Raw genomic sequence first — 25,043 nt, 5'->3', positions numbered from 1 at the left:
ATGAGCACCTCCCGACTGCGCACCCTCGGCACCCGCACCGCGGGCCCCGGCAACCCCGTCTACGTCACGGGCGAGATCGGCATCAACCACAACGGCGACCTCGACAACGCCCTCGCGCTGATCGACGTGGCCGCCGAAGCCGGCTGCGACGCCGTCAAGTTCCAGAAGCGCACCCCGGAGATCTGCACCCCGCGCGACCAGTGGGACATCGAGCGCGACACCCCCTGGGGCCGGATGACGTACATCGACTACCGCCACCGCGTCGAGTTCGGCGAGACCGAGTACCGCGCCATCTCCGAGCACTGCGCCGAGCGCGGCATCGACTGGTTCGCCTCCCCGTGGGACACCGAGGCCGTCGCCTTCCTGGAGAAGTTCGACGTCCCCGCCCACAAGGTCGCCTCCGCCTCCCTCACCGACGACGAGCTGCTGCGCTCGCTGCGCGCCACCGGCCGCACGGTGATCCTCTCCACCGGCATGTCGACCCCGCGCCAGATCCGCCACGCGGTCGAGGTGCTCGGCTCGGACAACATCCTGCTCTGCCACGCCACTTCGACGTACCCGGCGAAGGCGGAGGAGCTCAACCTGCGGGTCATCAACACCCTCCAGCAGGAGTACCCCAACGTCCCGATCGGCTACAGCGGCCACGAGACGGGCCTCCAGACCACCCTCGCCGCCGTCGCGCTCGGCGCGGCCTTCGTCGAGCGCCACATCACCCTCGACCGCGCCATGTGGGGCTCCGACCAGGCCGCCTCCGTCGAGCCGCAGGGCCTCACCCGCCTCGTCCGCGACATCCGCACCATCGAGGCCTCCCTCGGCGACGGCGTCAAGAAGGTGTACGAGTCGGAGCTCGGCCCGATGAAGAAGCTCCGCCGGGTCCCGGGCGTCGTCGCGGAGAGCGGTGAGACGGCCCAGGCCGCCGAGCCGCTCACGGTCTGACGGGCCGACCGGTGAACCTCGCCTTCGTCGAGAGCCCGGTCCAGCTCCTGAACGTCCTGGAGTGGGCCTACACAGAGGGAGGCGGCGGCCGCGTCCTCGCGGACGTCACCGTCGTCGTCCTCCCTCCGGTCGACCCGATGTCGCGCGGTCAGCTGCGCCGGATGGCGGAGCTGGCCCGCGACGAGGGCGTCACCGTGCGCTGGCAGGAGGCGCGCGGCGACTCGGGCACCCCCCTGAAGTCGCTGCGCGCCCTGACCCGGCTCGTCCGCAACGCCGACCACATCGTCATCGGGGACCCGTTCTCCCGCTACGTACAGCTACTGCTCACCCTGGTCAGGCCCCGCCGCCTCACCGTGGTCGACGACGGCACCGCCACCATGGAGTTCGTCGCCCAGCTCACCCGAGGCGAACGCCTGACCCGCTGGCACCGGCGCGGCGGAACGAACCCCCGCGACCTGGCCCTGGCCCCGGTCACCGCCACCGCGCGCCGCCGCTTCACCCCGTCGGCGGCCCGCGAGGTCGAGCTGTTCACCGCGATGCCGGTGATCCCGCCGCCCGGCATCTCCCTCATCCCCAACACCTTCTCCTGGACCCGCTCCCGCTTCGGCCCGCCGCTGCTCACCAAGGGCGCGGACCTGGTCGGCACCTCCCTGGTGGAGACCGGCGTGGTCGACCGCGCCCCGTACCTGGAGGCGGTCGCGGAGCTGGCCCGCACCCACGGCGCCACCCGCTACTTCGCCCACCGCCGCGAGTCCACCGAGAAGCTCCACGCCCTGGAGGCCGCCACCGGCCTGGAGATCGTCCGCCCCGACCTCCCGCTGGAACTCATCGCCCGTCGGGGCCCGATCGGCCGCACGGTCCTGAGCTTCCCCTCCACGGTGGTCCACACCCTGCCGCTGGCCCTGGTCGGCACCGACGTGAAGGTCGCGGTCTGCGACATCGCCCCGGAGTGGCTCCACGAAACGGCGTCCCCGCGCGCCCAGGGCTTCCTGTCCGGCGTCACGGAGACGGCCCGCGACGTCCAGCGCCTGGCGCCCTGGCGGGCTACGGCGGTGGTCAGGGAGGCGTGAGGCCTGGCGGCCCCTGCCCGGCCGTCCGGGCAGGGTCAGACGGGCATGACCCGCACGTCGTAGGAGGGGATCCACTTGTCCCGGGTCAGGATGGTCATCCCCTCGGTCTGAGCCTGCGCGATCAGTATCCGGTCAAAGGGATCGCGGTGGTGTTCCGGCAGCCTGCCCGCCCGTACGCCGTGGCCCGCGGTGACCGGAAGCGAGAGGAACTGGCTGTCCCGCACCCGTTCCGCGAGGTCATGCGGCCCTTCGAGCTTCCCGAGTGACTGCTTGATCGCGATCTCCCACGGGCTGACCGCGCTGACGAAGACCGAGGGCTCCGTGTCCAGCAGGCCTTTGACCTCGTCCGACAGCTCGGCGGAGTCGTCGAGCCACCACAGGACGACATGGGTGTCGAGCAGCATCTTCATCCGCGCATCCCGAAGGCGCCGGCGATATCGTCCGGCAGCTCGTCGAAGTCGGCCCCGATGCGGATCTGCCCCCGCAGTGACCCGCGCCCGCTCCGGTTCACCCGGGCCCGGAGCGGCACCACCTTGGCCACCGGTTCCCCGGCTTTGCAAATCACCACTTCCTCGCCGGTGGCCACCTGCTCCAGGATGCGGGAGAGGTGCGTCTTGGCCTCATGGACGTTGTACTGGCGCGCTGCTTCCATGGCTGCCTCGCAGGGGCGGAGCGGTAGGTGGACTAACCACTGGACTAACCCTACATCGCGATCCGGCTCCCTGACCCGACGAGCCCGGGCCGCCACGCCCCCGCGCCGGGCTATCCGCCCTTCGGGACGCGGCGCGCCAGGACGCCCCGCGCCCCGGAGAGTTCCGCCCGCAGCGCCGCGCCCCTCACACCCACCCCCGTTCCCGCGCCCGCACCCCGGCCTGGAACCGCGTGCCCGCGTCCAGCCTCTGCATCAGCGCGGCCACCCGGCGCGTCGCCGTCCGGACGCTGACGTCCAACTGCCGCGCGATCGCCTGGTCCTTGTAGCCGGAGTGCAACAGGCGCACCAGCATCAGCTCCTCCTCGCTGGGCCCCTCCACCGCGTCCGGCGCCTCCGCGACCAGGGGCTCGGCCCGTTCCCAGTACGCCTCGAACAGCTCCATCAGCCCGTCCAGCAGGTGCGAGGGATGCACCAGCACGATGGAGTCCTTGCTGCCCCCCGTCAGCGGCACCACCGCGACCCGCCGGTCCACGATCCGTGCCTTCAGCGGAAGGTGCGGCAACAGCCGCGACTGCTCCCCGGCCGCCGTCAGATTGAGGATCGTGCCCAGCCGTCCGGGCGGCTCGATCGACTCCAGGCAGTACACGCTCCGGATGTCCACCCCGCGCTCCACCCACGCCCGGGTCGTCGCCGCCTCCCGCTCGTCGACCTGCGGCTGACCCACCTGCTCCAGATAGGGCGGCTTGTCCAGGGTCCACTGGTGCGTGGTGACGGACCGGCTCAGCTCCTCGATCTTCCGCATCATCACCTCCCGCCCCGTCAGCACCTGCACCAGAGAGCCCGGGTCAGACCCCAGCTGTCCGGCCCGGTGCAGGCGGCTCAGATCGGCGAAGCCCGTCTCCACATCCGCGAACGCGGTCTCCGCCTCCGAGCGGCGCCGGTGCAGCAGTGCCGCCAGCGCCGCACGCGGACTCACCGCCTCCCACTGGCCCCGCCCCACCCGCCGTACCAGCCCCAGGCCGGCCAGACGCGTGAGCGCCTGCCCCGTCCGGGCCACCCCGGCCCCCGCGCTCTCCGCGAGATCGCGCACCGCGCTCTGCGATCCCGACAGCACCGCTCGGTACACACCCTCGTCGAACGGGCTCACGCCCACCGCTTCCAGCACAACCAGCCTCCCCAGTCCTACGTGTGGGGGAGCCCCCGGACAGGTACGGCAGTCAGTCACGGCCGACCGTCCTCTCCCAGGTGGCGCGTTTGGTCACCAGGCCAAAGACGCCAACAGATTATCTGGACAGCAAGTGATCGCACAGCGTTCACTCCTGAGGGACCGCCGGTCGATCGCTCCACGTGAACGGCGGTCCGACCACCCCAGCCCTCGGCCCACGCCCCGCGAGGCGAGCGACCCCCGCTCGCCTGCCCGGCATGCCCGGACCCCTGTGAGGAAACTCGTGTCACCTCGGCCACGAAGAGCGTCCCGCACCCGCATACGACGCGGCACCATCGGCGCTCTGCTCACCACCACCCTCGCCGCTGTCAGCCTGCCCCTCGCCACCCCCGCCACCGCCGCCGCAGGCTCCGCGAATCCCCTCGCCGCCGGCGTCTACCTGGTCACCCTGGCCGGCCAGCCGCTCGTCACCTACGACGGCAGGGTCGACGGCATCCCCGCCACCCGGCCCGCCGAGGGCCGCAAGCTCGACGTCGGCGCCGCCAACGCCAAGCGCTACCGCACCCACCTGGTCGACGAACAGGCCCAGGTCGCCAAGGAGGTCGGCGCCACGGTCCGCCAGCACTACGCCGTCACCACCAACACCTTCAGCGCGCGGCTCACCGCCCGTCAGCTCGTCCGGCTCGCCGCCACCAAGGGCGTCACCGGCATCGCCCCCGACCGGCTCCACCACACCACCGACGACAAGAACTCCACGGACTTCCTCGGGCTCTCGGGCCGCAAGGGCCTGTGGGCCTCGCTCGGCGGCAGCGCCAAGGCCGGCCGGGGCGTCGTCATCGGTGACATCGACACCGGCATCTGGCCCGAGAGCGCCTCGTTCAAGGCCCCCGCGCTCAAGGCCCGAAAGCCGGTCAAGAAGCCTGCCGAGAAGGACCGTTACCGGCCCTACCTGGACGGCACCACCACGGTGATGCCCAAGGCGGACGGCACCAAATTCACCGGCACCTGCCAGACCGGCGACAGCTTCACGGCCGCCGACTGCAACGAGAAGATCATCAGCGCCCGCTACTTCGCCGACGGCTGGGTCCAGGCGTTCCCCGACTTCGACCCCGACTACTTCTCCGCCCGTGACGGCGAGGGCCACGGCACCCACACCGCGTCGACCGCGGCCGGCAACGCCGATGTCCGGGCCACCGTCGGCGGCACCGACTTCGGCACCGTCTCCGGCGTCGCGCCCGCGGCTGCCGTGGCCGTCTACAAGGCGCTCTGGCAGAGCAAGGACGGCACGCAGAGCGGCGGCCTGACCAGCGACCTGGTCGCCGCCATCGACCAGGCCACGGCGGACGGCGTCGACGTCATCAACTACTCCCTCGGCGCCCAGTTCGAGAGCGACTACGACGACCCCGCGCAGACCGCGCTCCGCAACGCCGCCGCCGCCGGGATCTTCGTCTCCACCGCCGGGGGCAACACCGGCCCCGACGCCTCCAGCCTCGACAACACCGCCCCCTGGACCACCACGGTCGCCGCCGGGACCATCGCCCCGTACAGCGGAACCGTCACGCTCGGGAACGGGAAGAGCTACGCCGGTATCAGCACCAGCGTGCGCAGGACCGTCGGCTCCGCGCCCCTGGTCCGTGCCGCCGCCGTCAAGGCGGACGGCGCCGACGCCACCGAGGCCGACGTCTGCGTCAAGGACACCCTCGACCCCGCACGCACCGCCGGAAAGATAGTCGTCTGCGACCGGGGCACCGTCGACCGCGTCGCGAAGTCCGCCGAGGTCGAGCGGGCCGGGGGCATCGGCATGGTCCTGGCCAACCTCCACGGCGAGAGCACCGACGGCGACCTGCACTCCGTGCCGACCGTCCACCTGACCGGGTCCGACGCCACCGCCGTACGCGACTACGCCGCCACGGACAACGCCACCGCCACCCTCACCCGCGGCGCCACCGGCAGCACCCCCTACCCACAGGTCACGAGCTTCTCCTCGCGCGGCCCCTCCCTCGTCGGCAACGGTGACCTGCTCAAGCCCGACATCACCGCGCCCGGCGCCACCATCCTCGCCGCGGTGGCCCCGCCCGGTAACCAGGGCCGGGACTTCGACTTCTACTCCGGCACCTCCATGGCCGCCCCGCACATCGCGGGCCTCGCGGCGCTCTACTTCTCCGAGCACCCGAACTGGTCGCCCATGAGCGTCAAGTCGGCCATGATGACCACCGCTTCGCCGACCAAGACCTCCGACGGCAAGAACAGCACCGACGCCTTCGCCCAGGGCTCCGGCGAGGTCGAGGCCACGGACATGCTCCGGCCCGGACTCGTCTACGACTCCTCGGAGCGGGACTGGCTCGGCTACCTCGAAGGCTCCGGCGTCGACACCGGCACCGGGACCAGGGCCATCGACCCCAGCGACCTCAACTACCCCTCGATCGCCATCGGTGAGCTGTTCGGCAGTCAGACCGTCACCCGCACCGTCACCGCCACCTCGGCCGGCACCTACCGCGCCAAGGTCGACCTCCCCGGCATCAAGGCCACGGTCTCCCCGTCCGTCCTGCGCTTCAGCCACGCCGGGCAGAAGCGCACCTTCACCGTCAAGCTCAAGGTGACCACCGCACGCGCGGGCGCCGTCGACACCGGTTCCCTGACCTGGACGTCCGGCCGCACCACGGTCCGCAGCCCGATCGTCGTCACCCCGCAGAGCATTCACGCCCCCGAGGAGATCAAGGGCACCGGCACCCACGGCGAAAGCACCTACTCCGTCACCCCGGCCACCAAGACCCTGGTGGCCACCGCCCGCGGCCCCGTCTCCGCGCCCCTCACCAGGGGCACCCTGACCGGAAACGGTGAGGCCGACTACGAAGCGGTCATCCCGGCCGGTACCAGGGCCACCCAGATCTCGGCCCACTTCGACGTCGCGGAGGGCGACATCGCCGGTGTCGTCTGGGGGCGGATGGTCAACGGTGCCCCGACGGACCTCGCGCTGGCCGACCCCGACAGCGACGGAACCGTCACCCTCACCCTGCGGCAGCCCGAGGCCGGGAAGATCTTCGTGGCCCTCGTCTCGGTCGACGGCAGCGGTACCGGCGAGAGCGTCATCCCGTACACCTACCAGGTGAACAACGTCACCGACGCCCCTGCGGCCACCGGCAAGGTCACCGTCACGCCCGACCACGCCCACGCGACCCCCGGCACCCCGACCGATCTGACCGCTGCCTGGTCGGGCATCCCGTCGGACGCCCGGTCCACCGCCTGGATCGAGTACGCCAACGGCGCGGGCACCGTCCTGACCCTCAACTGACCCCGGGCCCCTGAAGCGGTGGCGGCGCGGGAGCGCCGCCACCGCACAGCCGTGCCCGTGGTCGCGGGCGCCGACCCCGAGTCCGCCCCGAGGTGGTCAGTGCGTCCTGATCGGGGTCGGCCCGGGGTCATCCCCGATAGCGGGCAGGGTCGCGCCGAGCTGATCATCGAGGCATGCAGAAGACAGACATGACGCAGCGTCAAAACAATTCGACCGTAACGGTTTTCCTTGTGGCACCGGCCCTGATGGCCGGCTACGGGCTGGTGCGGCTGGCAGGGCGGGCGGTGGGCGACTACGGGCCCGGGGTGTGGTGGTCGGCGGCTCATCTGCTCTTCCTGGCCGCCGTGATCGCGTTCGTTCCGGTCCTCCTCGGTCTGCGTCCGCCGGGCGGGCTACGTGGCGGCAGACGGCTGGCCTTCCGGGTGGCCTCCGGAGCCGGGCTGCTGGGGGCGGCCGCGGTCGCGGTCCAGGCGGTCATCGACCTGGTGGCCGGGTTCGTCGCGGCGGATGACCGGGCCATGAGCGAGATATTCGAGAAGGTGCAGGATGTGCCCGGTGTGATGCCGGTGGTCTACACGGTGGTGCCGCTGCTGTTCTGGCTGGGCCTGCTGGCGCTCGTCACGCTGCTCGCGCTCTTCCGGCGCGGCGAGGTCCCGGCCTGGTCCCCACTGCTGGTGCTGGCCGGAGTCGTCATGGCGGCCATCAGTCTGGACCTGCTGGCGGTGGGAGCCCTGTGCATCGGACTGGCCCTCTTCCCGATGCGCCGGGGGCTGCCGAACTGACTGGGTGCTCGCCTGCCGCGATGACGGCGCGGCCCACGACGGCGGCGCGACCGTCCCCGCCCGCAGGTACTCGGCGAACCTGACGTGGCTGAGCCAGGCGCAGGCACGCCGTTGTTGCCCGGGGCCGACTCGTGGTGGAGCGGCGGCGGAGTCGTGGCAGAGCTGCGGTGGAGCGCGCGAGTGTACCCACCCCGGCATCGGCTCACACGCCGTGCTCCAGTCATTTATTCGTCTATGTGGCTGAACTTTTCTTGTTTCATGGTCAGTTGGAGGGGGAAGGGCTTTACCCTTTACCGGGTGAACCACTCGACGTCCCGCCTCCGTGAAGCCCGGCCGCCCGCAGGAGAGGTCCTGCCCGGCACGCTGCCCGAAGCGCTGCGCGCCGAACTGATCGCCTTCCGGCGTGACCTGCACATGCACCCCGAGCTCGGCAACCAGGAGTTCCGGACCACCGCGGCCATCAAGGCCCGGCTGGAGCTGGCGGGCCTGGAGCCGAGGGTGCTCGCCACCGGGACCGGGCTGATGTGCGACGTGGGGACCAGGAGCGGGGACACCCGGCCGATGCTGGCGCTGCGGGCCGACATCGACGCGCTGCCGATCCCGGACACCAAGACGGGCGTCCCGTACCGCTCCACCGTGCCCGACCGGGCGCACGCCTGCGGGCACGACATCCACACCACCACCGTGCTCGGCGCCGGCCTCGTGCTCGCCGCCCTCGACCGGGACGGGCTGCTGCCCAACCCGGTGCGGCTGATCTTCCAGCCGGCCGAGGAGGTGCTGCCCGGCGGGGCGCCCGACGCGATCGACTCCGGGGTGCTGGAGGGCGTCGGCCGGATCATCGGGGTGCACTGCGACCCGAAGGTCGACGTGGGGCGGATCGGGCTGCGGGTCGGGGCGATCACCTCCGCCTGCGACCGGCTGGAGCTGTCCCTGGACGGGCCCGGCGGCCACACCGCCCGCCCGCACCTGACCACCGACCTGGTCACCGCCGCCGCCCGGGTGGCCACGGACGTCCCCGCGCTGCTGGCCCGCCGGGTCGACGCGCGGGCCGGGCTCGCGGTGACCTGGGGGCGGCTGGAGACCGGGCACGCCTGCAACGTGATCCCGCAACACGCCGAGCTCTCCGGCACGGTTCGCTGCCTGGATCTGGCCGCCTGGCGGGACGCCCCCGACCTGGTGCACGCCGCCATCGACGAGGTGGCCGGAATGCACCGGGCCAAGTCGGTGATCAACTACATCCGGGGCGTCCCGCCCGTCGTCAACGACGCCGCGACGATCGATCTGCTCACCGGTGCCATGACCGCCCGCCGCGGATCGTATGCGATCGAGGACACCGAACAGAGCCTGGGCGGGGAGGATTTCTCCTGGTACCTGGAGCACGTGCCGGGCGCGATGGCACGGCTCGGGGTGCGTACCCCCGGCGACCCCCGCGGTCTGGACCTGCACCGGGGCAATTTCGACGCGGACGAGGAGGCGATCACCGTTGGAGTGGAGCTCTTCACCGCCGCTGCGTTGCTCGACGGCAATCATCTGTAACCGGACAGGTCACTCCCGGTTCGCGACGATCCGATAACGGCTTCCGTACAGGGCTTTATCTGACATCTACGCGCGTTACGATCGCCGCGAAACCAGCGCCGGAAGAGGCGCTTCGGTCAGGTTTGAAGGAGCCTTCCCTTGCGCCCGGTATCCAAGATCACCGCCGCGTGTGCCATTGCCGCGGCGCTCGCCCTCACTGCCACCGCCTGCGGCAGCTCGTCCGACGAGTCCAGCAGCTCCGACGGCAAGATGAAGATCGGCATGGCCTACGACGTGGGCGGCCGGGGTGACAACTCGTTCAACGACTCCGCGGCCCGTGGTCTGGACAAGGCCAAGGCCGAGTTCGGCGCAGAGACCAAGGAGCTCACCGCCAAGACCGGTGAGAGCTCGGCCGACCGCGACCAGCGTCTCCAGTCGCTCGCAGAAGGCGGCTACAACCCGGTCATCGCGATCGGCTTCGCGTACAAGGAAGCGGTCGACAAGATCGCTCCCAAGTACCCGAAGGTCAACTTCGGCCTGGTCGACTCGGTGTCCGACGTGAAGAACGTCAACTCGATCGTCTTCACCGAGGAGCAGGGCTCCTACCTCGCCGGAGTCGCGGCCGCGCTGAAGTCCAAGGACGGCAAGGTCGGCTTCATCGGCGGTGTGGACCTCCCGCTGATCAAGAAGTTCGCCGCCGGCTTCCGGCAGGGCGTCACGGACACGAAGCCCAAGGCCACGGTGCAGATCCAGTACCTGTCCACCGGTTCCGACCTGTCCGGCTTCGGTAGCCCCGACAAGGGCAAGGAAGCCGCCAAGGGCATGCTCGACAAGGGTGTCGACGTCATCTTCGCCGCCGCGGGCGGCTCGGGCGCCGGTTCGATCGAGGCCGTCGCGGGCAAGAAGGGCGCCTGGTCCATCGGTGTCGACTCCGACCAGGCCAAGGACCCGGCGCTGGCGAAGTACAAGGACACGATCCTGACCTCGGTCGTCAAGAACGTCGACGCCGGTGTCTTCGACCTGGTCAAGTCCGTCAAGGACGGCAAGCCGATGACCGGCACGACGACGTACTCCCTGGCCAAGGGTGGCGTCAGCCTGACCCCCACGGGTGACCACCTCAAGGACATCCAGACCCAGCTGGACGCCGCGAAGAAGAAGATCGTCGACGGCACCATCAAGGTCAAGTCCACGACCTGATCCGGCCCGTCGATCGGGGCCCGGGGGAGCGGCTTCCACCGCTCACCCGGGCCCCGATTCACGTACCCCCGCGACGGGGGTCACCGGCCCCGGTACGCCACCTGTAAACGGGTGGCCAACGATTCGGGAGCGCTACGCGCGTAGCGCCCGCTCGGGCGCGGTACCTTTTTCCGCCCCCGCAATCGGCACCCACCGCCTCCGCCCTCCGCTCCTGTCAAGGAGAGTGCGCCATCAACGCGTCCAGCAGTCCTCATGCCGTGGAGCTCCGCGGCATCACCAAGCGGTTCCCCGGGGTCGTGGCCAACCACGACATCGACATCACCGTGCGCCGCGGCACCGTCCACGCCCTCGTCGGTGAGAACGGCGCCGGCAAGTCCACGCTCATGAAGATCCTCTACGGCATGCAGAAGCCGGACGAGGGCACCATCGCGGTGGACGGCGAACAGGCCTCGTTCTCCAACCCGGGCGACGCCATCGACCGGGGCATCGGCATGGTGCACCAGCACTTCATGCTGGCCGACTACCTCACCGTCCTGGAGAACGTCGTACTCGGCTCGGAGAAGCTGTACGGCATCGGGGACCGGGCCCGCGCCAAGATCAAGCAGCTCTCCGACTCGTACGGTCTCGGCATCCGGCCCGACGCGATGGTCGAGGACCTCGGCGTCGCCGACCGCCAGCGCGTGGAGATCCTCAAGGTCCTCTACCGGGGCGCCCGCACCCTGATCCTCGACGAGCCCACCGCCGTCCTGGTACCGCAGGAGGTCGAGGCGCTCTTCGACAACCTGCGCGAGCTCAAGGCCGAGGGCCTGACCGTCATCTTCATCTCGCACAAGCTGGGCGAGGTGCTGTCGGTGGCCGACGAGATCACCGTCATCCGGCGCGGGACGACCGTGGGCACCGCCGACCCGGCGCACACCACGACCAAGCAGCTCGCCGAACTGATGGTCGGCAGCGAGCTGCCGTCGCCTGAGACCCGCGAGTCGACCGTCACCGAGACGCCGATGCTGGACGTCGACGGACTGCGGCTGACCGCCACCGACCCGGACGGGGTGGTGCGTGCCGTGCTCGACGGCATCACCTTCACCATCCACAAGGGCGAGGTGCTCGGCATCGCCGGTGTCGAGGGCAACGGCCAGTCCGAACTGGTCGACGCCATCATGGGCATGCGCACCCTCGACGCGGGCTCCCTCTCGCTGGACGGCGCGGACATCTCCCGCACCCCGACGCGCAAGCGCCGCGAGGACGGGATGGCCGTCATCCCCGAGGACCGCCACCGGCACGGACTGCTGCTGGAGGCCCCGCTCTGGGAGAACCGCATCCTCGGCCACGTCACCGAGCGCCCCAACAGCAAGGGCGTCTTCCTCGACCTCAAGGCGGCCCGTACCGACACCGAGCGGATCGTGCGCGAGTACGACGTGCGCACTCCCGGCATCGAGGTCACCGCGGCCTCGCTCTCCGGCGGCAACCAGCAGAAGCTGATCGTCGGCCGCGAGATGAGCCATTCGCCCAAGCTCCTGATCGCCGCGCACCCCACCCGGGGCGTGGACGTCGGCGCCCAGGCCCAGATCTGGGACCAGATCCGCGAGGCGCGCCGCGAAGGGCTCGCGGTGCTGCTGATCTCCGCCGACCTGGACGAGCTGATCGGGCTCTCCGACACCCTGCGCGTCATGTACCGCGGCGCCCTCGTCGCGGACGCCGACCCGGCGACCGTCACCCCGGAGGAGCTCGGCTCCGCGATGACGGGCGCGGCCGAGGGCCACCTCGAAACGCCCGCAGAGGCCGGGCCCGGGAGCGACGGCACGTCCGCCGCCCCCGGCACGTCCGCCGCCCCCGGCGCGGACGACGACGACACCGACCCCCGGAACGGGGGAGAGGACCGATGAAGAAGATCGACAAGGAGCGGCTGCTCCTGGGGATCGCGGCCCCCGTACTCGCGATCGTGGTCGCCTTCCTGGTGACGGCACTCGTGCTCGCCGCCACCGGCAAGGAGCCGTTCAGCGCCTTCGGCATCATGTTCGACTACGGGCTGAAGTCGGACAGCCAGGTCTACATCCTGAACAAGGCGACGACGTACTACCTCGCGGGTCTCGCGGTGGCCGTCGGCTTCCGGATGAACCTCTTCAACATCGGCGTCGACGGCCAGTACCGCCTGGCCGCCTTCTTCGCCGCGGCGGTCGGCGGCGCGCTGACCCTGCCGGGCGCCCTCCAGATCCCGCTGATCATCCTCACCGCGATGATCGTCGGCGCGATGTGGGCCGGTATCGCGGGCCTCCTGAAGGTCACCCGGGGCGTCAGCGAGGTCGTCTCGACGATCATGCTGAACTCCATCGCGACCGCCGTCATCGGCTACCTGCTCCAGCAGAACCGCCTCGGCCACCTCGACGAGGCCGGCACCAAGATCTCCACCAAGCCGCTCCCGGAGTCCTCGTACTTCTTCGAGTTCCCGACCACCCCGACGCCCGTCTGGGGCTTCATCGTGGTCGCGGTCGTCGCGGGCGTCGCCTACTGGTTCACGCTCTCGCGCACCCGGTTCGGCTTCGACCTGCGCACGGTGGGCCAGTCCGGCTCCGCCGCGGAGGCCAGCGGGGTGAACGTCAAGAAGATGGTCGTCACCTCGATGCTCATCTCGGGCGCCGTCGCCGGTCTGATCGGCATGCCGACGCTGCTCAACGACAGCCACGAGTTCAGCGGCGACTTTCCCGTCGGCATCGGCTTCACCGGTATCGCCATCGCCCTCCTGGGCCGCAACCACCCCGTCGGCATCGCGCTCGGCGCGCTGCTCTGGGGCTTCCTGGAACGCGGCACCGGAAAGCTGGAGTTCGAGGGGTACGACAAGGAGATCGTCGGCGTGATCCAGGGCGTCATCGTCCTGTGCGTCGTCATCGCCTACGAAGTCGTCCGCCGCTACGGACTCAAGCGACAGCAGAGCAAGGTCGGCGCGGAACTCGCCGCACAGGCCGCCCGTAACTCCGACCAGCAGGAGGTGTCGGCGTGACCGTCACGGCGACTTCCACCCCGCCCCCCGCGGCCCGCAAGGTCTCCGGCGGCAAGGGCGGCCGCACCCGCCTCTCCTTCCCCGTCGTCCTGCTGATCATCGCGGGCGTGCTGCTCGCGCTGTCGGCCGTGCGCGCCATCACCGGCGCGCAGGACGTCACCTCGGCCGGACAGATCAGCGCGGCCCTCGCGATGGCCGTGCCGATCGGCCTCGCCGGTCTCGGCGGCCTCTGGTCCGAGCGGGCCGGCGTGGTCAACATCGGCCTCGAAGGCATGATGATCCTGGGCACCTTCTTCGGTGCCTGGGCCGGCTGGCAGACCAACCCCTGGCTCGGCGTGCTCGCCGGTGTCGTCGGCGGAATGCTCGGCGGCCTGCTGCACGCGGTGGCGACCGTCACCTTCGGCGTCGACCACATCATCTCCGGCATCGCGATCAACATCCTGGCGCTCGGCTTCACCACCTACTTCGCCAAGCTCTGGTTCAACTCGGGCGAGGCGGCGACCAAGGGCGGCTCGCCCAAGCAGTCCCCACCGGCCGACGACATCACCTCGGTGACCATCCCGGGCCTCTCCGACTGGCTGCACAGCGTCGAGAAGCACCACTGGTTCTTCGTCTCCGACCTCGCCGGAGTCCTCGGCGGACTCGTCACCAACGTGTCGCTGCTGACGATCGTCGCCGTGGTCCTCTTCGCCCTCACGTTCTTCGTCCTGTGGAAGACCGCCTTCGGCCTGCGGCTGCGCTCCTGCGGCGAGAACCCGGTGGCCGCCGAGTCGCTCGGCGTCAACGTGTACACGTACAAGTACATCGCGGTGATCGTCTCCGGCGGCATGGCCGGACTGGGCGGCGCCTTCCTCTCCCTGGTCACCTCGCACATCTACAACGAGGGACAGACCGGCGGCCGCGGATACATCGGTCTCGCCGCGATGATCTTCGGCAACTGGCGGCCCGGCGGACTCGCCATGGGCGCGGGCCTGTTCGGCTTCGCCGACGCGCTCCAGCTGCGCAACGGCGGCGAGTCCGTCCACGCGCTGCTCCTGCTGCTCGTCGTCGCACTGGCCGGTATCGCGGCCTGGAAGCTCTACCGCAAGAGCTTCGTACAGGGCGCCGCCAGCGCGGTCGTCGCCGCCGCCATCCTGGTCTGGTACCTCGCCACGGACACCGTGCCCACCGAGTTCGTGAGCGCGACCCCGTACGTCGTCACGCTGCTCGTCCTCTCGCTCTCCGCGCAGCGGCTGCGGATGCCGAAGGCGGACGGCATGCGCTACCGCAAGGGGCAGGGCAAGTGACGCCCACCGCCGGAGCGGGCGCCACCGCCGTGGCCGGGGCCGACTGGGACGCCCTGCGGAGTGCCGCCCGGGAGGCCATGTCCCGGGCGTACGCCCCCTACTCGGGCTACCCGGTCGGCGTCGCCGCCCGGGTCGACGACGGCCGCATGATCGTCGGCTGCAACGTCGAGAACGCCTCGTACGGCATCAGCCTCTGCGCCGAATGCGGACTCGTCTCCCAGCTGCACGCCACCGGCGGCGGCCGGCTGACCCACTTCACCTGCGTGGACGGGGCGGGCGAGATCCTGGTCCCGTGCGGCCGGTGCAGGCAGCTGCTGTACGAGTTCGGCGGACCGGAACTCGTCCTGGAGACCCCGGACGGATTCCGCACCCTCGACGAGATGCTGCCGCAGGCGTTCGGACCCTCGCACCTCGGGTAGCACCCCCGCACCTCGGGTAGCACCCCGCCGGACGGGCCCTGCGGCATCAGGGGCCCGTCCGGCGGCGCTCTCCTCCTCTATGCGCGTAGAGTCAACCGGACCCACGCGCACGCACGTACGTACCGGCCGGAAGGACTCCAGACCATGGACGCCATCTCCGTCATCCGCACCAAGCGGGACCGAGGCGAGCTGACCCCCGAGCAGATCGACTGGGTCATCGACGCGTACACCCGCGGTGAGGTGGCCGACGAGCAGATGTCCGCGCTGGCCATGGCGATCCTGCTGAACGGCATGAACCGTACGGAGATCGCCCGCTGGACCGCCGCCATGATCGCCTCCGGCGAGCGGATGGACTTCTCCGCGCTCTCCCGCCCCACCACCGACAAGCACTCCACCGGCGGCGTCGGGGACAAGATCACCCTGCCGCTCGCCCCGCTGGTCGCCGCCTGCGGAGCGGCCGTGCCGCAGCTCAGCGGCCGGGGCCTCGGCCACACCGGCGGCACGCTCGACAAGCTGGAGTCCATCCCCGGCTGGCGCGCCCACCTCACCAACGCCGAGATGCTGAACGTCCTCGACACCACCGGCGCCGTCATCTGCGCGGCGGGCGACGGACTGGCCCCCGCCGACAAGAAGCTGTACGCGCTCCGCGACGTCACCGGCACCGTCGAGGCGATCCCGCTGATCGCCAGCTCGATCATGTCGAAGAAGATCGCGGAGGGCACCGGCGCACTTGTCCTGGACGTCAAGGTCGGCTCCGGCGCCTTCATGAAGACCATCGAGGACGCCCGCGAACTCGCCTCCACCATGGTCGCGCTGGGCACCGACAGCGGTGTGCGCACGGTCGCCCTCCTCACCGACATGGCCACCCCGCTCGGCCTGACCGCGGGCAACGCCCTGGAGGTCCGCGAGTCGGTCGAGGTACTGGCCGGCGGCGGCCCGAAGGACGTCATCGACCTCACCCTCGCCCTCGCCCGCGAGATGCTGGACGCGGCCGGGCTCAAGGACGCGGAGCCGGAGAAGGCCCTCGCGGACGGCTCCGCGATGGACGTCTGGCGCCGGATGATCTCCGCCCAGGGCGGCGACCCCGACGCCACCCTCCCGGTCGCCCGCGAACAGCACATCGTGACGGCCCCCGCCTCCGGCGTCCTCACCCGCCTCGACGCGTACGACATCGGCGTCGCCGCCTGGCGCCTCGGCGCGGGCCGCGCCCGCAAGGAGGACCCGGTCCAGGCGGGCGCGGGCGTCGAGCTCCACGCCAAGCCGGGCGACACGGTGACGGCCGGCCAGCCGCTGCTGACGCTGCACACGGACACCCCGGAGAAGTTCGAGTACGCGCTGAAGGCGCTACCCGACTCGTACGACATCGCCCCCTCCGGCACCCCGTTCACCGCCACCCCCGTGGTGCGGGAACGTATCGCCTGACCTGCGGCTTTCCGTACAGCATCCTCGTACGGGTTCCTCGTGCGGGTGAACGGGACCGGTGGGCTGCCGCCGGTCCCGTTCGGCATGCTGGACTCGGTGACGCACCGATAGGAGGAGACCGCCATGAGCGCACTCCCTGTCGACCCCGCACCGGTCTTCGGCCAGGACTGGGACGACCTCGTCCGGATCTGGGAGGAGACGGACGCGCCCGAGGGCTGCAAGGTGGAGATCATCGAGTGGATCGTCACCGTGTCGCCGCCGCCCTCCAAGGACCACAACACCACAGCCGCTCTGCTCCAGCGCAGGCTCTACACCGTCATCCCGGAGGACTGGGGGATCTACCAGACGCTCGGCGTCTCGGTCCCCGGCCGGGCAGGGCTCTACATCCCCGACCTGGTCGTGCTGGAGCGTGCGGCGGCCACCGGGCCGGGCAACCGCGTCCCGGCGGAAGAGGTGCGGCTCGTCGTCGAGATCACCTCGCGGGCCAACGCCGCCCACGACCGGGTCGGCAAGACCCACGGCTACGCGCAGGCCGGCGTCGAGCTCTTCCTCCTCCTCGACCCCTGGCACTCCGGCCGTCCCACCGCCACGCTGTACGGCGAACCGGCGGGCGGCACGTACCGCGTGCTGGACACCGTCGAGTACGGCGAGAAGCTGACGCTGCCCGAGCCCTTCGGCCTGGAGCTGGACACCGGGATCTTCCCCGTGAGCTGAGACGCGCAGCACGGCCGCGATGACTGAGCTGAGCCGCCCGGCGCCGCCGCGATGAGTTTCAGCCGTCGCGGCGGTCTCCCTGGTATGGACCCCCTGCCGCCGGCCGCCCTCGTCGTCACCGGACGCGTCACGCGGGCCGGTGTGCCGCGCCTCTGCGCCGAACTCGAAGCGATACTGGCCGCCTCCGACGCCGCCGTCGTGGACTGCGACGTGGCCGGGCTCGAACGGGCGGACCTGGCCGCCGTGGAGGCCGTCGCCCGGCTGTCGCTGGTCGCCCGCAGATCGGGCGGCAGGCGGCTGCGGCTGTGCGGGACGCCGCCCGAACTGCGGCTGCTGATCGATCTGGTGGGGTTGAGTGACGTGGCAGGTCTCGCAGATACGTCGTCGTGAGCCAGACAGACATCGGGCAGGCGTCGCCCCTATGTCGTGGGACACATGCCCTGCGCGTCGACCTTGAGTTACTCAGCGTGTCGAATCGACCATGCTTGCTGCCTGGCTGGGGGCCGTGGCGATGCAGACAACGGGGCTGATGCCGGTGCGGGGTTGAGCGAGACACACGTGGCGGGTGATCGGTCGGCGCGCCCGCCGTCGTGGCTGACTTTCTGTGGCAGGGGCCAGAACTCCCACAGCCATGGGCCCGGCACGCGCGTGAGGGCCCGTCCCTGCCGGGGCTGACGTGTGCGGGGGAGCCTCGATCGGCTGCGCCCGACAGGGACGGGAGTCGGGTGGGTCAGCGCGGTGCGGCACCTGGGCGATCGACGCGGGTCACGTCTGGCGCCAGGTCCGCCAGGGGCGGGTGATGATCTCCCGGTAGGTGTGGTGGGACGGGTTCTTGCCGCAGTGCCGCAGTACCCAGTTCTGCGGTTCGGCGAAGTCCTCGCTTGCCGCTGAGGTCTCTCCGTCCACGGCGCACTGCATCGCATACAGGACCGGCTCCGCGTCCGGCTCGCGGTCGGGCTGGAGCGTCCAGGTCTCGTATCGCAGGACCGAGCGAGGGGTCACCGTCCCCACCTCCGGTTGGCCACGGCCACCTTCGCGCTCAGCTCCTCCGCCGGAGTCGGCGTACGTACGTCCTCGTGCGGCACGTCCCACTCCCGGCCGCCGTGCGGCGGCCGAAGCTGCACGCGCGTCCCCACATGCCCCATCACCACGCCCACCTTGCCGTTCCGCCGGTCGACCACCAGGGCGCCGGCATCGGGCGAGACGGTGTGCCCGTCGGCATCAGGGGTGGGGGCCGTCATCGTGACCACCCCGGCAAGGCGGCGCGCGACCGGGCGTCCAGTCGCAGGGCGGGAACACGGGGGGTGGCACTCATTCGCACGGTGACGCTCCTCGGCGGCGTTGATGCCCCTGGGCCTGTTGGTGCCGCAGGGTCGGCACCCGATCCTCACGCCGGTCACCGGGACGAAGGAACCTCCACCAAACTCCACTTCGGGACGTCCCACGCCGTGTAGAACGTCCCTAGTGCCGTCCTGAGGCGAAGGGGGAGACTCGTGCCGAACGAGAAGCTACGAGCCGTCATGGCGGCGGGAGGCTGGACGTACGCGACCCTTGCCCAGGAGGTCGAGGTCGACCCCAAGTCGGTCGAGCGCTGGGTGAACCTCGGGCGTATCCCACGCCGTGCCACCGCCCTCCAGGCGGCCAAGGCCCTGGGAGAAGACGTGCACGCACTCTGGCCGGCACTCCGCCAGGCCCGCCCCGCCCGCGCCATCAGCCCCGAACTGGTCGCGCTCTACGAACAGCGGGCCGACCTCCCTGTGTCGACGTTCACCGACCTGATGGCCCAGGCCCGGGAACGGATCGACATCCTCGTCTACGCGGCCGTCTTCCTCCACGAGGCGTACCCGCGGCTGAACGAACTCCTCACCGAACGCGCCGCCGAAGGCTGCACCGTCCGCATCGCGATCGGGGACCCCGACAGCGACAACGTGCAAGCCCGCGGCCAGGAAGAGCGGTTCGGCCACGGCATCGAATCCCGCTGCCGCCTCGCCCTCATGCACTACAGCCCACTCGCCGCCACCCTCGGCATCGAAGTCCGCACCCACAGCACCACGCTCTACAACTCCCTCTACCGCGCCGACGACCAGCAACTCGTCAACGCACACGTCTGGGGGGTCAACGCCTACGCCGCGCCCGTGTGGCATCTTCGCCGACACGAGACAGGCGGCATGTTCGACACCTACGCCGACAGCTTCGACGCCGTGTGGGCGACCGCAACCCCCGTACGAGAGGAAGGCTGACCGTGGCCCGCACCGAGTACTACGACGACCCCAACGCGCCCAAGCCGAACAGCATGGTCGTCGCCGCATCCGCCGTCGTCACCGACGACCACGGGCGCATCCTCCTCCAGCGCCGCCGCGACAACGACCTATGGGCGCTGCCCGGGGGCGGCATGGACCTCACCGATTCCCTGCCAGGCACGGCCGTCCGCGAGGTCAAGGAAGAGACCGGCCTCGACGTGGAGATCACCGGCCTGGTCGGCACCTACACCGACCCCAAACACATCATCGCCTACACCGACGGCGAGGTCCGCCGCCAGTTCAACGTCTGCTTCACCGCCCGCATCACCAGCGGCCAACTGGAGATCTCCGACGAATCCACCGAACTCCGGTTTGTGCCGACGGAAGAGATCGAACAGCTGCCGATGCACCACACCCAACGACTCAGGCTCCAGCACTTCCTGGAACAGCGCGAGAGGCCGTACCTGGGCTGAACCGCCTGACGGCAGTAGCGACGGCAAAAACCCCGCACAACCACGGACACCCACGGGAAGAATTCAGGAGCCCCTCGCGCGCCCCGACCGGGTCCGGCACAACGGCCGCTTGGACCCGGGGGGCTGCGGCCCGATGGCGTCCGCGAGCAGGGCGAAGGTGGTAGACGGGGCGGGGTGTGAGGTGCAGGAGCTGACCTCTGCCGGCGGGGCCGACGTAGCGGCCCGGTCCTTGTTCGCCGGACTCGGCCCTTCCTGACGCGACCACGCCACCCGCGTGCGGGCATCGCGGGTGCCCGCTGGGGTTGCGCGACAGTCCTCAGGCGCCGACGTCGCCGTCGCCGTCGCGCAGGGAACGAACCATGCTCCGCAGAATCCGGAACGCACCCGACTGCTCTTCCTCTGTCATGCCGGCCAGCATTCTGACCTCGACGGACCGGACCGCCACGGTCGCCTTCTCCAGGTTCCGGCGGCCGCTCGGTGTGAGCCGCGCCGGAAGGACCTTCCCGACGCGCTCCTCCTGCGGCCTGGTCACGTGGCCCTCGCGCTCCAGGGTCTGGAGCAGCACGTTCATCGACTGCCGCGTGACGAACGCGCCCCGTGCCAGCTCGGAGTTCGACAGGCCCGGCCGTTGGGCCAGCAGTTCCAGGCAGGAGTAGTGCGTCACGGTCATCCCGAGTGGCCGCAGCACCTCCTCCATGGCTATGCGCAGGGCGCTCGAAGCCTCTTTCAGCAGGTAGCCCAGTGACTTGTCCAGGTCGATGCCGGTGTCGTTTTGACTCATGTCAGGAGTCTGACATACATTGGTCTATGTCAGGAATCTGACACGAAGAGAAGGAGTACCCCATGCCCGCCACCGGCCCCGACTTCATCTCGCTCCAGGTCCGCGACCTCGACGCGTCGCAGGCGTTCTACGAGCAGTACCTCGGACTCGTCCGCTCGCAGGCCGGACCTCCGCACGCCGTCGTCTTCGAGACGAAGCCGATCGCGTTCGCACTCCGGGACATCGTTCCCGGCACCGATCTGGCATCCGTCGCTCAGCCCGGCATCGGTGCCGCGATCTGGCTCCACGCCACCGATGTCCAGGCCATTCACGACGCTCTCGTCGCCGACGGCCGGACCATCGTCACCGCGCCGGTCGACGGCCCGTTCGGCCGGACGTTCACCTTCGCCGACCCCGACGGATACCGGATCACCCTCCATGACCGCGCCTGAGGCGAACAGCTCGCCCCGGGGACCGGAACACCGCCCGCCTACTCGTCCGCCTCGCGCCAGCCGTCCCTGACGGTCACCGTCGAGCACTGGACCACGGACAGACGGGCCTCGGCGCTCACGGTCTTCGAGGGGACGCTCGGAAACGGCGACGGGGAGGGCGACGAGGAAGGACCGACACCGGAACCGGCCCCGGATCGGGCCCCGTCGCAGAAGCCGGCGTCCCCCATCTCCGGCTGCGGTCCCGGCTCCGCGTCGGAGGCCGGTGGCGCGACACGGCCGGGACCGGAGGTGGCGGCCGGTTCACCGAGCCACTGGCTGACCCCCCAGCCGCCCGCCACGGCCACGGCCCACGCCGCGACCAGGCCGTACGTCGCACCCCGGCCGAGCCGTCGGCTCATGCCGCGTCGGCGTCGAGGTGATCGGGCAGCCCGAACAGCGGGAACCAGCGCGGGGTGTCCAGGAAGCAGTGCATCCCGGTGATCGCACCGTCCGAGATGTCGATGACCTGTACCGCCCACGGCACGAACCCCGGCCCGTCCGGATTCGGCTTGTAGTGGGCGAAGGCGGGGGTGCCGTTCGCGGAGGTGGCCACCAGCCGGGAGCCCGCGCAGGCCGCACCGATCGAGGTCATGAATCCGGTGATGTCGTCGTGCCCCTGGAGCCAGAGGTCGAATGGCGGCATCGTCATGATCGCGTCCTCGTGGAGGAGCGCCGTCAGCGCCTTCATGTCGTAGCCCTCGAAGGCCGCCACGTACCGCTCCAGGAGCTTGCTCTGCTCCTCGTCCAGCGGGTCGGCGGCGTCGGCCGTGGTGCCCTGGTGCTCACTGAGCGTCGCCCGCGCCCGCTGGAGGGCGCTGTTGACCGAGGCGACCGAGGTGTCGAGCAGCTCGGCGACCTCGCTGGCCTTCCACGCGAGCACCTCGCGCAGGATGAGGACGGCCCGCTGCTTGGGCGGCAGATGCTGCAACGCCGCGACGAACGCGAGCCGTACGGACTCGCGCGCCACCGCCGCCTCCGCCGGGTCCGCGACGGACGGCAGGATCCGCCCGTCCGGCATCGGCTCCAGCCAGGTGTTCTCCGGCAGTGGATTGAGCGCGGCCTGCGCGAGCGGCGTGGGACCGGAGAGATCCACCGGCCTGGCCCGCTTGTTGCCCGCGTTCAGCATGTCGAGACAGACGTTCGTCGCGATCCGGTACAGCCAGGACCGCAGCGAGGAACGCCCCTCGAACTTGTCGAAGTTGCGCCAGGCACGCACCAGCGTGTCCTGGACCGCGTCCTCCGCCTCGAAGGCCGAACCGAGCATCCGGTAGCAGTACCCGGTCAGCTCGGTCCGGTGTCCTTCGAGGCGGCTGTCGACATCGCCCGCCGTCGCCGTCAGATCACCCATTGCGTCGCTCCACCCCTGTCGCGCCGTGACACCGCTCACTCCAGCACTTCGGAAGCTACCCCAGGGCACTGACAACGGGGGCGGGAAGAGCGGAAAGCGGTCACGTACCGAGCTTGCGCCCGTACACGAAGACGTCGTCGCCGTTCTTGAGCAGTTTCCAGTATGACTTCGCGTCGGCGGTGCGCATGTTGACGCAGCCGTGCGACCCCGGCGGGTTCCACATCTTCACGCCCACCGCGTGGAACGCCTCCCCGCCGTCGAAGAACTGGGAGTACGGCATCGCGGAGTGGTAGATCGACGACACGTGGTTGATGTGGCGCCAGTAGATCTTCTTCGCGCCGGTACGGGTCTCGTATCCGTCCCGCCCGGTCCGCACCGGCACCGGCCCGAACTTCAGCTTGCTGCCGTCCTGGATCCAGCTGATCTGCCGGGTCAGGTCCACGCAGGCGATGCGGCCCTTGTTGGTGGGGCACTTCTTCGCCTTGTTCGGGTTCTTCCCGGCCGCCTTCTGGGCGGTGAGCGTCTGCATGGTGCGCCAGGTGACCGGCCCGGCGTACCCGAGGGTGGGCGTGACCCCGTAGGTGCTCTGGAACGACCGGATCGCCTTGCAGTCGGCCGCGGACTGCTTGCCGTCCACGGTCCGGTGCAGGTACTTCTCGACCTGCTTCTGGTACGGGCCCTTGGACGCCGTGCAGGACGCCGCCTGCGCGGACGTGCCGGTGCCGAGGACGAACGCCGGTATCGCGGTCAGGCCCGCGACGGACAGCACGAGCCCACGCCGCAGCCGGACGCCCGATATGCCCTTAATATTCTTCATGTTCCCTTTGACTCTCATATGCCCCAACTCCCCTTCGCGCGCAGTGCGGTGATTCCGCCTGCTAGACGTGCGGAGGGGAGTGGTTGGTTGTGCGCCGTATGTCTCAGTTCTGTACGGCTCGGTTCTGTGCGTCTCAGTGCTGGACGGACAGAACCGCTGCGGACCGGCGCTGCTCGACCCGCGCCGCCCGCGTCCCGTACAGCGTGATCGAGACGACACCGAGCACCGCGAGCAACCCCAGTGTGACCGTGCCCGCCCAGCCGCCCGCGTGGAAGGCGACCGCGCCGAGCGTGCCGCCCGCGCTGGAGCCGAGGTAGTACGCCGACTGGTAGAGCGCCGACGCCTGGGCCCGGCCCCTGGTCGCCGTACGGCTGACGGACGAGGAGGCGACCGCGTGCCCGGCGAAGAAGCCCGCCGTGATCAGGACCAGTCCGCCGAGCACCGCCGCCAGCTGGTCGGCCAGCGAGAGCAGCAGGCCGGCGGCGGTGGTGGAGACGGCGAGGTACAGCGCGCCCCGGCGTCCCATCCGTGCCACGAGCTTCCCCGCAGCGGCGGAGGAGACCGTACCGACCAGGTAGACGAGGAATATCGAGCCGACGACGCCCTGCGGAAGGTTGAACGGCGCCTCCACCAGCCGGTAGCCGATCACCGTGTAGACCGCGCCGAACACCGTCATGAACAGCGCGCCGATCGCGTACAGCCGGCGCAGCAGCGGATCGGCGAGGTGCCCGCCGACGGTCCTGGCGAGGGCCTTCGGGTTCAGCGAGCCGGGGGTGAAGTGCCGGGCCCTGGGGATCATGAAGTGGAAGACGACGGCGCAGGCGACGGCCAGCAGTCCGACGGAGCCGAGCGCGGCCCGCCAGCCCCACAGCTGGGCGACCCAGCCGGTGAGGATGCGGCCGCTCATCCCGCCGATGCTGTTGCCGGCCACGAACAGTCCGATCGCCGCGACCAGCGCCTTGGGCCGGACCTCCTCCGCGAGGTACGCCATCGCGGACGCGGGCAGTCCGGCCAGCGCGGCGCCCTGCACGGCCCGCAGCGCGATCAGCCAGCCGAGCGACGGAGCGAACGGCACGAACAGCCCGACCACGACCGCGACCGTCAGCGAGGCGGTCATCATCTGCCGCCGCCCGAACCGCTCGGACAGCGCGCTGAGCGGCAGCACGAACAGCGCCAGCGCACCCGTCGCCGCCGAGACCGTCCAGCTCGCCTGCCCGGCCGTGGCGCCGAAGGACGCGGAGACGGCGGGCAGCAGCGCCTGGGTGGAGTAGAGGAGCGCGAAGGTCGCGACCCCGGCGGCGAAGAGCGCGAAGCTCATCCGGCGGTAGCCGGGCCCACCGGGTTCGAGCCGGTCCGCGGTGGCGGTCCGGTCTGCGGTCACGGTGCTTACGGGGGACGACTGGGTCGAGGCGGCCACGACGATGGTGGACGCCCCGGTACTGGCGGGAGGCATGCACAGAACGTAGGCC

Annotated in this window: 26 protein-coding genes; 16 read left to right on the top strand and 10 right to left on the bottom strand. The window is 70.7% G+C overall.

All coding sequences use genetic code 11. The features are described from left to right. The gene (locus tag ACZ601_RS32335; RefSeq protein ID WP_401923750.1) at positions 1 to 936 is read left to right on the top strand and encodes an N-acetylneuraminate synthase family protein; all 936 of its coding nucleotides are present in this window, start codon (positions 1 to 3) and stop codon (positions 934 to 936) included. 11 nt (positions 937 to 947) lie between these two features. Continuing rightward, positions 948 to 2,006 (top strand): hypothetical protein, encoded by a 1,059-nt coding sequence (locus ACZ601_RS32330; protein WP_469544655.1) that lies wholly within the window; start codon positions 948 to 950, stop codon positions 2,004 to 2,006. A gap of 35 nt (positions 2,007 to 2,041) precedes the next feature. On the opposite strand, the gene ACZ601_RS32325 is transcribed toward ACZ601_RS32330, so the two are convergent. From ACZ601_RS32325 to ACZ601_RS32315, 3 genes are all read right to left on the bottom strand, one after another. Continuing rightward, positions 2,042 to 2,416 carry a type II toxin-antitoxin system VapC family toxin gene (locus ACZ601_RS32325; RefSeq protein WP_469544654.1) on the bottom strand — a complete coding sequence of 125 codons (375 nt, stop codon included), beginning with the start codon at positions 2,414 to 2,416 and terminating at the stop codon, positions 2,042 to 2,044. Further along, a complete protein-coding gene (locus ACZ601_RS32320) occupies positions 2,413 to 2,658 on the bottom strand; it encodes a type II toxin-antitoxin system Phd/YefM family antitoxin (RefSeq protein ID WP_469544653.1) in 246 nt (81 codons plus the stop codon). Before ACZ601_RS32320 ends, ACZ601_RS32325 begins: the two co-directional genes overlap by 4 nt. 184 nt (positions 2,659 to 2,842) lie before the next feature. Next, positions 2,843 to 3,823 (bottom strand): helix-turn-helix domain-containing protein, encoded by a 981-nt coding sequence (locus ACZ601_RS32315; RefSeq protein ID WP_469544651.1) that lies wholly within the window; start codon positions 3,821 to 3,823, stop codon positions 2,843 to 2,845. A gap of 283 nt (positions 3,824 to 4,106) precedes the next feature. Here ACZ601_RS32315 and ACZ601_RS32310 point away from each other — a divergent pair, with 283 nt between their 5' ends. The 11 genes from ACZ601_RS32310 (at position 4,107) to ACZ601_RS32260 (ending at position 17,835) form a co-directional block, all read left to right on the top strand. Continuing rightward, a complete protein-coding gene (locus ACZ601_RS32310) occupies positions 4,107 to 7,115 on the top strand; it encodes a S8 family serine peptidase (protein WP_469544649.1) in 3,009 nt (1,002 codons plus the stop codon). A 230-nt stretch (positions 7,116 to 7,345) separates the two neighbouring features. Next, positions 7,346 to 7,897 (top strand): hypothetical protein, encoded by a 552-nt coding sequence (locus tag ACZ601_RS32305; RefSeq protein WP_469544647.1) that lies wholly within the window; start codon positions 7,346 to 7,348, stop codon positions 7,895 to 7,897. 297 nt (positions 7,898 to 8,194) lie between these two features. Next, entirely contained in the window at positions 8,195 to 9,433 is a 1,239-nt protein-coding gene (locus ACZ601_RS32300; RefSeq protein ID WP_440574550.1) for an amidohydrolase, read from the top strand. A gap of 138 nt (positions 9,434 to 9,571) precedes the next feature. Next, positions 9,572 to 10,609, top strand: a complete 1,038-nt coding sequence (locus ACZ601_RS32295) for a BMP family lipoprotein (RefSeq protein WP_440574549.1) — start codon at positions 9,572 to 9,574, stop codon at positions 10,607 to 10,609. 257 nt (positions 10,610 to 10,866) lie between these two features. Further along, on the top strand, positions 10,867 to 12,492 hold the full coding sequence (locus tag ACZ601_RS32290) for an ABC transporter ATP-binding protein (RefSeq protein ID WP_469544645.1): 1,626 nt from the start codon (positions 10,867 to 10,869) through the stop codon (positions 12,490 to 12,492). Next, positions 12,489 to 13,604 carry an ABC transporter permease gene (locus ACZ601_RS32285; RefSeq protein ID WP_024488543.1) on the top strand — a complete coding sequence of 372 codons (1,116 nt, stop codon included), beginning with the start codon at positions 12,489 to 12,491 and terminating at the stop codon, positions 13,602 to 13,604. The genes ACZ601_RS32290 and ACZ601_RS32285 overlap by 4 nt, the downstream gene beginning before the upstream one ends. Beyond that, the gene (locus tag ACZ601_RS32280; protein ID WP_440574547.1) at positions 13,601 to 14,890 is read left to right on the top strand and encodes an ABC transporter permease; all 1,290 of its coding nucleotides are present in this window, start codon (positions 13,601 to 13,603) and stop codon (positions 14,888 to 14,890) included. Before ACZ601_RS32285 ends, ACZ601_RS32280 begins: the two co-directional genes overlap by 4 nt. Then, on the top strand, positions 14,887 to 15,309 hold the full coding sequence (locus ACZ601_RS32275; protein WP_440574546.1) for a cytidine deaminase: 423 nt from the start codon (positions 14,887 to 14,889) through the stop codon (positions 15,307 to 15,309). The genes ACZ601_RS32280 and ACZ601_RS32275 overlap by 4 nt, the downstream gene beginning before the upstream one ends. 144 nt (positions 15,310 to 15,453) lie before the next feature. Then, positions 15,454 to 16,731 carry a thymidine phosphorylase gene (locus ACZ601_RS32270; RefSeq protein ID WP_469544643.1) on the top strand — a complete coding sequence of 426 codons (1,278 nt, stop codon included), beginning with the start codon at positions 15,454 to 15,456 and terminating at the stop codon, positions 16,729 to 16,731. Positions 16,732 to 16,854: 123 nt separating this feature from the next. Beyond that, positions 16,855 to 17,445: a Uma2 family endonuclease gene (locus ACZ601_RS32265; RefSeq protein WP_469544641.1), complete on the top strand. Its 591-nt coding sequence runs from the start codon at positions 16,855 to 16,857 to the stop codon at positions 17,443 to 17,445. Positions 17,446 to 17,529: 84 nt separating this feature from the next. Next, complete coding sequence (locus ACZ601_RS32260; RefSeq protein ID WP_469544639.1) at positions 17,530 to 17,835, top strand: STAS domain-containing protein; 306 nt, start codon at positions 17,530 to 17,532, stop codon at positions 17,833 to 17,835. Positions 17,836 to 18,210: 375 nt separating this feature from the next. Here the strand turns inward: ACZ601_RS32260 and ACZ601_RS32255 are convergent, their stop codons facing one another. Together ACZ601_RS32255 and ACZ601_RS32250 are read right to left on the bottom strand one after the other, a co-directional pair. Continuing rightward, the gene (locus ACZ601_RS32255) at positions 18,211 to 18,456 is read right to left on the bottom strand and encodes a DUF7848 domain-containing protein (RefSeq protein WP_469544637.1); all 246 of its coding nucleotides are present in this window, start codon (positions 18,454 to 18,456) and stop codon (positions 18,211 to 18,213) included. After that, a complete protein-coding gene (locus ACZ601_RS32250) occupies positions 18,444 to 18,695 on the bottom strand; it encodes a hypothetical protein (RefSeq protein WP_469544635.1) in 252 nt (83 codons plus the stop codon). The genes ACZ601_RS32255 and ACZ601_RS32250 overlap by 13 nt, the downstream gene beginning before the upstream one ends. 270 nt (positions 18,696 to 18,965) lie before the next feature. On the opposite strand from ACZ601_RS32250, the gene ACZ601_RS32245 reads away from it, so the two are divergent. Together ACZ601_RS32245 and ACZ601_RS32240 are read left to right on the top strand one after the other, a co-directional pair. After that, positions 18,966 to 19,685: an XRE family transcriptional regulator gene (locus ACZ601_RS32245; RefSeq protein WP_469544833.1), complete on the top strand. Its 720-nt coding sequence runs from the start codon at positions 18,966 to 18,968 to the stop codon at positions 19,683 to 19,685. Positions 19,686 to 19,687: 2 nt separating this feature from the next. After that, entirely contained in the window at positions 19,688 to 20,158 is a 471-nt protein-coding gene (locus ACZ601_RS32240) for an NUDIX domain-containing protein (RefSeq protein ID WP_469544633.1), read from the top strand. Between the two features lie 316 nt (positions 20,159 to 20,474). Here ACZ601_RS32240 and ACZ601_RS32235 read toward each other — a convergent pair whose 3' ends face one another. Further along, entirely contained in the window at positions 20,475 to 20,939 is a 465-nt protein-coding gene (locus ACZ601_RS32235; RefSeq protein WP_469544631.1) for a MarR family winged helix-turn-helix transcriptional regulator, read from the bottom strand. A 62-nt stretch (positions 20,940 to 21,001) separates the two neighbouring features. On the opposite strand from ACZ601_RS32235, the gene ACZ601_RS32230 reads away from it, so the two are divergent. Continuing rightward, positions 21,002 to 21,370, top strand: a complete 369-nt coding sequence (locus ACZ601_RS32230) for a VOC family protein (protein WP_469544628.1) — start codon at positions 21,002 to 21,004, stop codon at positions 21,368 to 21,370. 38 nt (positions 21,371 to 21,408) lie between these two features. Here the strand turns inward: ACZ601_RS32230 and ACZ601_RS32225 are convergent, their stop codons facing one another. The 4 genes from ACZ601_RS32225 to ACZ601_RS32210 form a co-directional block, all read right to left on the bottom strand. After that, positions 21,409 to 21,768 carry a hypothetical protein gene (locus ACZ601_RS32225; RefSeq protein WP_469544626.1) on the bottom strand — a complete coding sequence of 120 codons (360 nt, stop codon included), beginning with the start codon at positions 21,766 to 21,768 and terminating at the stop codon, positions 21,409 to 21,411. Continuing rightward, the gene (locus ACZ601_RS32220) at positions 21,765 to 22,757 is read right to left on the bottom strand and encodes a sigma-70 family RNA polymerase sigma factor (protein WP_469544624.1); all 993 of its coding nucleotides are present in this window, start codon (positions 22,755 to 22,757) and stop codon (positions 21,765 to 21,767) included. The genes ACZ601_RS32225 and ACZ601_RS32220 overlap by 4 nt, the downstream gene beginning before the upstream one ends. A 100-nt stretch (positions 22,758 to 22,857) precedes the next feature. Continuing rightward, positions 22,858 to 23,574, bottom strand: coding sequence for a L,D-transpeptidase family protein (locus tag ACZ601_RS32215; RefSeq protein ID WP_469544622.1), 717 nt, complete (start codon positions 23,572 to 23,574; stop codon positions 22,858 to 22,860). Positions 23,575 to 23,707: 133 nt separating this feature from the next. Beyond that, positions 23,708 to 25,027: an MFS transporter gene (locus ACZ601_RS32210; RefSeq protein WP_469544620.1), complete on the bottom strand. Its 1,320-nt coding sequence runs from the start codon at positions 25,025 to 25,027 to the stop codon at positions 23,708 to 23,710. Between the last annotated feature and the right edge of the window lie 16 nt (positions 25,028 to 25,043).

This window comes from Streptomyces sp. NPDC104307 (assembly GCF_055584045.1).
Note: the sequence above shows the minus strand (reverse complement) of the source record. Positions and strands in the feature narration are given on the sequence as shown.

Bases quoted from the DNA above. Each gene is read 5' to 3' on its own strand.
- ACZ601_RS32285 (WP_024488543.1), top strand. From the start codon at position 12,489: ATGAAGAAGATCGACAAGGAGCGGCTGCTCCTGGGGATCGCGGCCCCC.
- ACZ601_RS32335 (WP_401923750.1), top strand. From the start codon at position 1: ATGAGCACCTCCCGACTGCGCACCCTCGGCACCCGCACCGCGGGCCCC.
- ACZ601_RS32270 (WP_469544643.1), top strand. From the start codon at position 15,454: ATGGACGCCATCTCCGTCATCCGCACCAAGCGGGACCGAGGCGAGCTG.
- ACZ601_RS32260 (WP_469544639.1), top strand. From the start codon at position 17,530: ATGGACCCCCTGCCGCCGGCCGCCCTCGTCGTCACCGGACGCGTCACG.
- ACZ601_RS32265 (WP_469544641.1), top strand. From the start codon at position 16,855: ATGAGCGCACTCCCTGTCGACCCCGCACCGGTCTTCGGCCAGGACTGG.
- ACZ601_RS32245 (WP_469544833.1), top strand. From the start codon at position 18,966: ATGGCGGCGGGAGGCTGGACGTACGCGACCCTTGCCCAGGAGGTCGAG.
- ACZ601_RS32235 (WP_469544631.1), bottom strand. From the start codon at position 20,939: ATGAGTCAAAACGACACCGGCATCGACCTGGACAAGTCACTGGGCTAC.
- ACZ601_RS32320 (WP_469544653.1), bottom strand. From the start codon at position 2,658: ATGGAAGCAGCGCGCCAGTACAACGTCCATGAGGCCAAGACGCACCTC.
- ACZ601_RS32325 (WP_469544654.1), bottom strand. From the start codon at position 2,416: ATGAAGATGCTGCTCGACACCCATGTCGTCCTGTGGTGGCTCGACGAC.
- ACZ601_RS32220 (WP_469544624.1), bottom strand. From the start codon at position 22,757: ATGGGTGATCTGACGGCGACGGCGGGCGATGTCGACAGCCGCCTCGAA.
- ACZ601_RS32230 (WP_469544628.1), top strand. From the start codon at position 21,002: ATGCCCGCCACCGGCCCCGACTTCATCTCGCTCCAGGTCCGCGACCTC.
- ACZ601_RS32215 (WP_469544622.1), bottom strand. From the start codon at position 23,574: ATGAAGAATATTAAGGGCATATCGGGCGTCCGGCTGCGGCGTGGGCTC.
- ACZ601_RS32225 (WP_469544626.1), bottom strand. From the start codon at position 21,768: ATGAGCCGACGGCTCGGCCGGGGTGCGACGTACGGCCTGGTCGCGGCG.
- ACZ601_RS32210 (WP_469544620.1), bottom strand. From the start codon at position 25,027: ATGCCTCCCGCCAGTACCGGGGCGTCCACCATCGTCGTGGCCGCCTCG.